This window comes from Brevundimonas sp. (assembly GCF_016463485.1).
Classification (GTDB): Bacteria; Pseudomonadota; Alphaproteobacteria; order Caulobacterales; family Caulobacteraceae; genus Brevundimonas.
Genome location: NZ_JAEMRD010000138.1, coordinates 1 through 8,498, shown reverse-complemented (window position 1 = coordinate 8,498; position 8,498 = coordinate 1). Strand labels below are relative to the sequence as shown.

Here is an 8,498-nt window from a genome sequence, read left to right as displayed (position 1 = left end):
CCACGCTGGCGGCCGATGAGCGGTTCCGGGACACGGTGACGGCGGCCTACAGCGGATTGCGGCGGGATGGGGCGCTGAATACTGCGGCTCGGCTCAGCTAACGATCTGAAATCCATCTCCGCTCATCCCGGCGAAAGCCGGGACCCAGTTCTTTGGGCGATCAGCGGACGTGGTGAGACAGGCTCGTGATCCCCCGCACTGCCCCACAAAAGCACTGGGTCCCGGCTTTCGCCGGAATGAGCGGAATTTTGGAAAGCCCTACAGGATCAACGCTCGCCGCAACGCCGGGACCGCCAGGACCAGATCACGCGTCACCAGAGCGGCGAAGAAGTCCGCGCCGACCGTACCCAGGTGGGTGTAGTCGAAGGCCAGCCTGGCCTGACCCATGGGCTCGACCGCCGCATTGTTCTGGGCTGTCGGCGCGACTGCCGGGGCGTTCGGTGCGACCGGGGCCGGTGCGACGGGCGCATTGCCGGCGGCCGGGATGGTGGTCCCCGTCAGCAGGGCGGCACCGACCTCGGGAAGCGGCGCGGCCTGGGCGAAGCGGGCCGACATGGCGGGCCCCAAGGCCTGAACGGCGGCTGAGCTGGACGCATTCAGATCGACCAGGGGCGTGTTGGTTTCGGCGGCGACCCGGCGGATGGCATCGGCCCAGGGATCGAGATCGTTCTGGAGTTGCCCATCGACGAACTGGCGGCGGGTCAGGGGCGTGACCAGGACGGGGATGGCACCGCGCGCGCGGGTCTCCTCGACATAGCGTTTCAGGTTGGCGGGGAACTCGGTGGCGAGGTCGGTCGAGCGGCCCGGCTTGCCCGGCTGGTCATTGTGACCGAACTGGATCAGCACATAGGTGGCGACATAGTTCGGCGTGGACATCTCCCCCAGCGCGATGTCCCACGAACCCTCGGTCCTGTAGTTGCCGCTGCTCCGTCCACCCCGCGCCAGATTGGTGCAGGTCAGGAACGAGGTGACGTGCTGGGCGCAGAAGCTGGGCCCCCAGCCGCCGGCGACGGCCGTGGTGGAATCCCCGACGAGGATGATCTTCGACGCCCGGATGGGCTGGACCGGTGGAACGACGTCTGTGGGGGCCGCCGAGGTCTGGGCGAGGGCTGGGGCGGCCATCAGGGCGGCGACCATAACCGCGATCGTGAGAGACAGGCGCATCGTCGGATCGGTCCTTGAAAGAAAAAACGGCGCCGGCCGAAGCCGACGCCGTGTCGAGGTTCAGGAGAAATTCGTGAGCGTCAGAAGCTCATCCGGGCACCGACGAAGACCTGGCGGCCGGTCGAGCCGTAGTTGGTCACCACGCGGTCGTCGGCGTAGCCCCAGCGGTTGGTCGTCTGGTTGGTCAGGTTCAGGGCTTCCAGGTTCAGCGTGATGTTGTCCGTCAGCTTGTAGGTCATGGACATGTCAACGTTCAGCGTGGCTTCCGAACCCAGGAAGTCGTTGACCAGCGGCGAGTCCGAGAAGCCCGGATCGGTGGTGCCCGAGGCAATCGGGTACTGGGTCACATAGTCCGCGCGATAGGCGGTCGAGACCCGGGCCGAGAATTTGGGCACTTCATAGAAGATGGTGAAGTTGAACGCGTCGGGCGAGGCGCCCGTGAACGGTCCGACGCCGGTGACCAGGGGCTGGGGCGTCAGGATGTAGTTCAGCTCGGATTCCAGGTGGGTGTAGTTGGCCTGGATGCCCAGGTTCTGGAAGTACCAGGGCAGGAAGGTCAGGTTCTGCTGATAGTTGACCTCGACGCCGCGGATATAGCCGCCCGGTGCGTCACGGAACTGGCGGATGGCGAAGGCGCGGTCGGCGTTGATGTAGTCGACCTGGTTCTGGGCGCTGGCGCGGGCTGCGGCTGTCTGGGTCGTGTCGGAGACGATCGCCTCGAACTCGGCACGCAGTTCTGCGATGGCGGTGACGTCCAGGATCGAGGACAGGGTGCCGTCGCCGACCAGGGTCTGCGGGAAGCTTTCGATGTCCTTGTTGAAGATGGCGACCGAGAACAGGGCATCCGGCTGGAAATACCACTCCAGCGACAGATCGTAGTTGGTCGCCGTGAACGGGTTCAGCTTGGGGTTGCCGATGGTGATCGAAGCGCCGGTCGTGGCACCCAGGCCGTTGGGGACGCTGAAGGCCGTGACGCTGGGCGCCAGGTTGCCGAGCAGGGGACGGGCCATGACCTTGGCCGCGCCGGCGCGGATGATGATCGTGTCCGTCAGCTCATAGGCCAGGTTCATCGACGGCAGGGTGTTCTCGTAGTTGTTCGTGGCGTTGATCGCCCGGCCGCGGTTGGTGAAGCCGTTCGAGTCCAGATCGGTGATCGCATGACGGACGCCGATGTTGCCGCGCAGGTCGCGTCCGAAGACGGGGATGTCGAAATCCACCTGGCCGAAGAAGGAGTTGTCGGTTTCCTGGACGCTGAAGACCTGGGCGAAGTTGTATTTGATCGAGACGCGCCAGTCGTTCCACTTGTTGACGCAGTTGCATTCGAAGTCGAACAGTTGGCGGAAGGCGTCCAGGTTGGGGGCATAGAAGCTGGTCGGCGTACCGGCCGGCAGGTCCAGGCCCTGGCCGAAGCTGTGGACTGCACCGACCTGGCCGATCGTGGCACCGGCCTCGAGCAGTGAGGGGTTCAGGGTCTCGCGGGCCGATTCACGCTGCGAGGCCGAGGTGAAGAAGGAGTAGCGACGCTGCGAGGCGCCCACCTTCAGGGTGATCATGTCGTTGGCGTCCCAGGCCAGGTCGAAAGCGCCGCCCTCATAGTGGTTGTCCACGGTCCGCTCGAAATAGCGGATGGCCGAGAAGCCCTTGACCACGTCCCACTTGGTGGGATCGGCGACGTCGAAGCCGAAATTCATCGACGGCATGTCACCGCCGCCGCGGGCGTCATAGACGAAATAGCCGTCCCCGGCCGCGCCCGAGCCGGAGTTCAGGCGCGTGAACTCGACCAGCGAGCCCTGCGATTTGTTGATCGAGCGGCTCTCGCCATAGATCGCGTGCAGACGCAGTGTGTCGGAGAACTCGTGCGCGACGTCGATCGTGCCCTGCTGGAAGTAGGTCGTGAACCGCGCCTCGTCCGCCGCCGACCGCATGTCGACGTTCGACAGCACCAGATAGTCCGCATTCTGGCCGTTCGGGCTGAGCGCTGCGTCCAGCAGCCGAATCGACGGCCGGCCGATCAGCGCGTTGCGCAGCGCCAGACCTGTCGGGTCAGCAATGTAACCCCTTGAAGTTGGGCTATTATAGTAGTCGTAGGGTTCCAGGTTGTTCGGGTTGAAGCTGAAGCCCGACAGGGTGCCGACCACCGGCGTGTTGCCGTACATTCCCTGACCGCAGTCGATTCCGGCCAGGATGGGGGTCTCGGCGCGTGAGTTGCAGGACGCATACAGGGCGCGGCGCTGGGCGGCCGTGCCGCCGACGTTGGCGTTGGCCAGTTGATAGGTCGCGGGTGCCGCAGTCCCTTGGGTGTTGTTGCGGTTCAGGCCGACCGGGACGATCTGATAGTTGGTCGAGACCTGGTCCAGTTTGGAATAGACGCCGTCGAAGCTGACGGTCGTGCGGTCGGTCGGACGCCATTGCAGCGAGCCGGTCAGGCCGATCCGCTCCTGGCTGAGGTCCTGCTGGTTCAGCGTCGGGAGGGCGGGGATGCGGACCAGCGAGCCGGGGGCCACCGTCGTGCCGGCGGCCGTGCCGGTCGCGTTGTTGTTGCGCAGCGTCGAACCGATCGGATTGTTGATCAGATTGTAGGCCGTCAGGTTCGACCCCCGCAGCGCGTCGCAGTAAGAGATGTTGGTGATGTTGACGCCGGGGATGACGCCGTTGTTGCAGGCGGTCCCGGTCGGGGCGGCGAAGCCCTGGCGGGTCAGGATCGTGGTGCCGGCAGCAATGTTGGGCGTGCCCGCGAAGGTCGCGCCGCGATAGGTATAGTCGGACTGGCCGGCCTGACGCTGGTAGCTGTCGATCGTCTGGTCGCGCTTGTTGTAGGCGACCGAGCCCAGAATGCCGATCTGCCCGATGTGGTTGAATTCCCAGCGGTTCGAGGCCAGGGCGGCGACGCGGGGGTTATGGCTCTCGCCGTTTTCGTAATAGGCGTCCTGGACCGAGAAGCCGAGGCGACGCTCGCGGAAGTCGAAGGGACGGCCGGTCTGGAGGTCGACCGTGGCCCCCAGCGAGCCCTCGTCGGTTTCGGCCGAGGCGGTCTTCTGGACCTTCAGGGAGTTGAACAGCTCGGAGGCGAAGGTGTTGAAGTCGAAGCCGCGACCGCGGTTCGGGTTGTCACCGGCGATCGAGGCACCGGCGGTCGACAGGGCCTCGACGCCGTTCAGGCGAACGCGGGTAAAGTCGGAGCCCAGGCCGCGAACGGTGATCGTACGGCCTTCGCCGTTGTCGCGGTCGATCGAGACACCCGGCAGGCGCTGCAGCGACTCGGCCAGGTTGGCGTCGGGGAAGTCGGCGATGTCCTCTGCGTTGATGGCGTCCACCATCACATTGGCGTTGCGCTTGGTGTTCAGGGCGCTGCGGAGAGCGCCGCGAATGCCGGTGACGACGACTTCATCAACCTGGGCGGCTTCGTCCTGAGACGGCTCGGCCGGGGCGGTCTGGGCGGCGACGGGCGCGGCGAAGGCGGCGGTCATCAGGGCGACTGCGGAGGCGCAGTAGAGCGCGCGTGTGCGTGAGTTCAACATTTCGGGTCTCCTCCCAAGGGTGCCCGCCCCTCTCCGGGAACTGGACAGAATCTCGCCGACTTTTGGCCCGCTGAATAAGGCGATGTCTGACACCGGTGTCAACATCAGAATCGAAACGTCGTACAAATCGCAGACCGTGTGACAATCTGCACAGGGGCCCATTTGGCGGAACCGGGAGCGACCCGGAGACATTTTCGCGGGGACGGAGGATGGCTTGGCCAGACTGAAGGTCTTCACATGGTCTGACGGGTTTCACGCCTTCACAGTGGCGGCGTCCTCTCGTCCCAAAGCCTTGAAGGCATGGGGCATGACCCAGGACATCTTCAAATCAGGATTGGCACGGGAGATCACGGATGGCCCGACCTTCGACGCCGCCCAGGCGCAACCGGGTGAGGTGATCCAGACGGGAGAGGCAATCGATCCCGGCGAAATCTCCAAGGCACCCCGACGCCGTCGCGATTCCGGTCCCACCCCTGCAAAGAAGGCGCGGGTTGCGGACCTGGAAGGGCGGCTGGAACGCCTCGACGGGACACAAACGACCGACATCGGCAATCTGGAAGCCCAGGTCGCCGCTCTACAGAAACAGAGGTCGGTTCTTGAGGATGACTACCAAGCGGAGCGGCGTGATCTCGTCGCCCTCCTGAAGGCCGCGCGGGCCTGGCGTTGAAGCCCTATTCCGCCGCCATGGCGTAGATTTCGCGGCTTTCCTGAATCATCGCGCGCATCTCACAGACGCATTTTGCGCACTGGGCCTGGCACTGGTTGCGGGCGAAGACGTCGCGAGGACGGGTGGCGCCCGCCTCGATGGCGAGGGCGACGTCACGCTGGCGAAGGCCGTTGCAGTTGCACACGTACACGGAAAGGCAGATCCCGAAGTCGAATGAGAATGGTTCTCTGTAGCACAGATTTCTGCGCCTGCAAGTCGTTCGCATTGTCGCGGGTTGACGCACGCAACCGTGCGGGGCAGGCGGACGTCATGGCCAGAACTTCCAGTATTCCTGAACGCCCGCAAACCCGGCTCTACCTCATCACCCCGCCCCGGATCGACGATCTGGGCGTGTTTGCCGGGCAGCTTGAGGCAGCGCTCGGAGCGGGCGATGTGGCGGCGTTGCAGGTTCGGCTGAAGCCTTCCGACGAGGCGACCATTCGGGCGGCGGTAGCTCGCCTGGCCCCGATAGCGCGGGCCCATGATGTGGCGGTGATCCTCAACGACCGACCGGACCTGGCTGCCGATCTGGGCTGTGACGGGGTTCATGTCGGTCAGTCGGACGCCTCGGTCGCCTCGGCTCGGCGGTTGATGGGGCCTGGCGCCATGATCGGTGCGACCTGCCATGACAGCCGCGACCTGGCCATGGACGCGGCGGAGGCGGGGGCCGACTATGTCGCGTTCGGGGCCTTCTTTGCGACCGACACGAAGGAGACCACCCACCGGCCCGACCCTGAGATCCTGTCCATCTGGCAGCAGACCGTCGAGACGCCATGCGTGGCTATCGGCGGGATCACGGTCGACAATGCCGCGGGTCTGGCCCTGGCCGGCGCTGACTTTGTCGCCGTCAGCGCCGGGGTCTGGGCCCATCCGCAGGGGCCGGCCGAGGCGGTGCGCGCTCTCAACGCCGTTCTGGCTCAGGCCTGGGAGCCGGCGTCCGGGCGGGGCTAACTTCACCGGATATTAGGGAGGCGGCGCGATAGATTGCCGTCCCGTTTCGATCCGAGTTCTGCCTGATGTCCGTCAGCCGCGTGCTGGAAGTTCCAACCAGGCCTCTTGCGCCTGCCCCTGTACGTCGGCCCGCGCGAGCGAGAACTGCTGCGGGCCCCGGCACGGCGTTCGCCCAACCTGTGGGGCCGCTGGCGACCGCCTGCGCGGTGGTCCTGCTGACGGTCCTGGGCATTCGTTTCGGCATGACGACCGAGGGCGTCGTCGTGATGTGGCTGGCCAACGCGGTCGCCTCGGCGATCTGGGTCCGGACCGGCAAGGGAATGGCGTTCGACCTCTGTTTCGGCGGACTCGTGATTGCCGGCCTTTTGGCGGGCCTGCTGTTGATGGGATACCCGCCTTTGGCGTCTCTGACGCTGGCGGCTGTCAACGGGGTGGAGATCGTGGTCGCCGTCCTGCTGATGCGGCGCTTCGCGCCCGGTCAGAGCCTGTCGACGGTTCGCTCAGCCGTTACCGTGATCGGCGTGTCTGCTCTGGTCGCGCCGTTGATCGGAGCCGGAATGGGGTGTTTGGTTCTGGCCAACCTGAAGGGGGTACCGCTCCTCACCGGGTTCCAGATGTGGTGGTTTGGCCATGCCCTGGGCATGATGCTGATCCTGCCGATAATTCTGGGCGTCAATGGCCGGTCGGCCAAGGTTCTGGTCGATCCTGTCAGAATGGCGGAATGGATCGGCCTGCTCGCTTTGCTCACCGCAGTGGCGTGGGCCTACTATTTTCTCAGGCTGGGACCGGTGTCCTTCATCCTCAACATGATTCTGGTCATTATCGCCGCGCGTCTGAGACTGACCGGGGTCGCCCTGTCGATGCTGGCGACCGCCGTGATCATGTTCTGGTCGATCCTCCACGGGGAACCACCTCAGTCGCTGGTCGGATTTGATCCCGGCATTCGGGTTCTGACGGCGCAGTTGATGCTGTTGTCCGTCTGCATGCCTTTCATGCTCGTGGCTGCGCTCCTGACCCAGGTGGACGGCTTGACCGAGCGGGCCAAGGCGGGACAGCAACGGGCCGAACTGGCCTCGGAGTCCAAGTCCCGGCTGCTGGCCAACGTCGCCCATGAGATCAAGAGCCCGGTGGCCGGCGTCATCGGCATCGGGGACCTGTGGTCCTCGGGCCAGCTGGGTCCGGTAACGGCGACGCAGAGGGAAATGGCCGACATGCTGGTCAAGACCGCGCGTCAGGTCGAGACCCTGGCCCACGATCTGCTGGACGTGGCGCGGGCCGAGTCCGGGGCCGTCAAGGTCGAGCTGCGTCCTACCGATGTGGTCGGAGTGATCGAGGATGTGTGCCGGTCCACCGCAATGCGCCCGGACGCCCAGGGACTGAAGGTTACGGTCGACGGCGACGGCATCGGCCTGATCGCCCTGGCCGATTCCCAGCGTCTGACCCAGGTGATCGACAATTTCGCGACCAATGCGGTCAAGTATGGCTCGGCCGGCGGGGCGGTCACGTTCCGGGCCCTGCGCATCCCCTTTGGCATCCGGATCGAGGTTTCTGACAAGGGTCCCGGCCTGACGTCGCAGAAACAGACCCAGCTGTTCGAGCCGTTCAATCGCCTCGGCCTCGAGCGCAGCACGGTCGAGGGCCACGGCATCGGACTGGCCCTGGCCAAGCGGCTCGTAGAGCTTCAGGGCGGATCGATCGGGGTCGAGTCGGCACCGGGCGAAGGCGCGACCTTCTGGGTGGAACTCCCCGCCGCCTGACATCGAACGCAAACAGAACCTTGGCCGTGCGACGTGGCGTCGCGCGGCCGATCGCGCATGGACTCTGGTTCGACAAAGGCGCAGAACCCACATTCCGACTAAGGTTATTTGGGGCTGCCTGCCGTGGACTTCGACGCTCTTCTGCTGTCGCGACTGCAATTCGCCTTCACCATTGCCTTCCACATCCTGTTTCCCGCCTTCACGATCGGGCTGGCGGCCTATCTGGCGGTGCTGGAGGGGCTGTGGCTGGCGACCAAGCGTCAGGCCTTCATGACCCTGTACCTGTTCTGGGTGAAGATCTTCGCCCTCAGCTTCGGCATGGGCGTCGTGTCGGGGGTGGTGCTGTCCTACCAGTTCGGCACCAACTGGTCGGAGTTCATCCGCCTGACCGGCGGGGTGATC

The 8,498-nt window shown here is 65.3% G+C and carries 7 protein-coding genes; 4 read left to right on the top strand and 3 right to left on the bottom strand.

Going from position 1 to position 8,498, the window contains the following annotated elements; translation table 11 throughout:
* Positions 1-258: 258 nt before the first annotated feature.
* Both JHC99_RS15410 and JHC99_RS15405 read right to left on the bottom strand, forming a co-directional pair.
* Positions 259-1,164, bottom strand: a complete 906-nt coding sequence (locus JHC99_RS15410; RefSeq protein WP_292155337.1) for a rhamnogalacturonan acetylesterase — start codon at positions 1,162-1,164, stop codon at positions 259-261.
* 80 nt (positions 1,165-1,244) lie between these two features.
* Positions 1,245-4,682, bottom strand: a complete 3,438-nt coding sequence (locus tag JHC99_RS15405) for a TonB-dependent receptor (protein ID WP_292155335.1) — start codon at positions 4,680-4,682, stop codon at positions 1,245-1,247.
* 214 nt (positions 4,683-4,896) lie between these two features.
* Between JHC99_RS15405 and JHC99_RS15400 the strand changes: the two genes are divergently transcribed.
* Positions 4,897-5,349, top strand: coding sequence for a hypothetical protein (locus JHC99_RS15400; protein ID WP_292155333.1), 453 nt, complete (start codon positions 4,897-4,899; stop codon positions 5,347-5,349).
* A 4-nt stretch (positions 5,350-5,353) separates the two neighbouring features.
* Here JHC99_RS15400 and JHC99_RS15395 read toward each other — a convergent pair whose 3' ends face one another.
* Positions 5,354-5,539, bottom strand: coding sequence for a (2Fe-2S)-binding protein (locus JHC99_RS15395; RefSeq protein WP_271147016.1), 186 nt, complete (start codon positions 5,537-5,539; stop codon positions 5,354-5,356).
* Positions 5,540-5,658: 119 nt separating this feature from the next.
* On the opposite strand from JHC99_RS15395, the gene thiE reads away from it, so the two are divergent.
* The 3 genes from thiE to JHC99_RS15380 all read left to right on the top strand — a co-directional run.
* Positions 5,659-6,339: a thiamine phosphate synthase gene (thiE, locus tag JHC99_RS15390; RefSeq protein ID WP_292155329.1), complete on the top strand. Its 681-nt coding sequence runs from the start codon at positions 5,659-5,661 to the stop codon at positions 6,337-6,339.
* A gap of 65 nt (positions 6,340-6,404) precedes the next feature.
* A complete protein-coding gene (locus tag JHC99_RS15385; protein ID WP_292155327.1) occupies positions 6,405-8,096 on the top strand; it encodes a sensor histidine kinase in 1,692 nt (563 codons plus the stop codon).
* A gap of 123 nt (positions 8,097-8,219) precedes the next feature.
* Positions 8,220-8,498: cytochrome ubiquinol oxidase subunit I (locus tag JHC99_RS15380; protein ID WP_292155326.1), on the top strand; the 279-nt coding region annotated here is incomplete at its 3' end.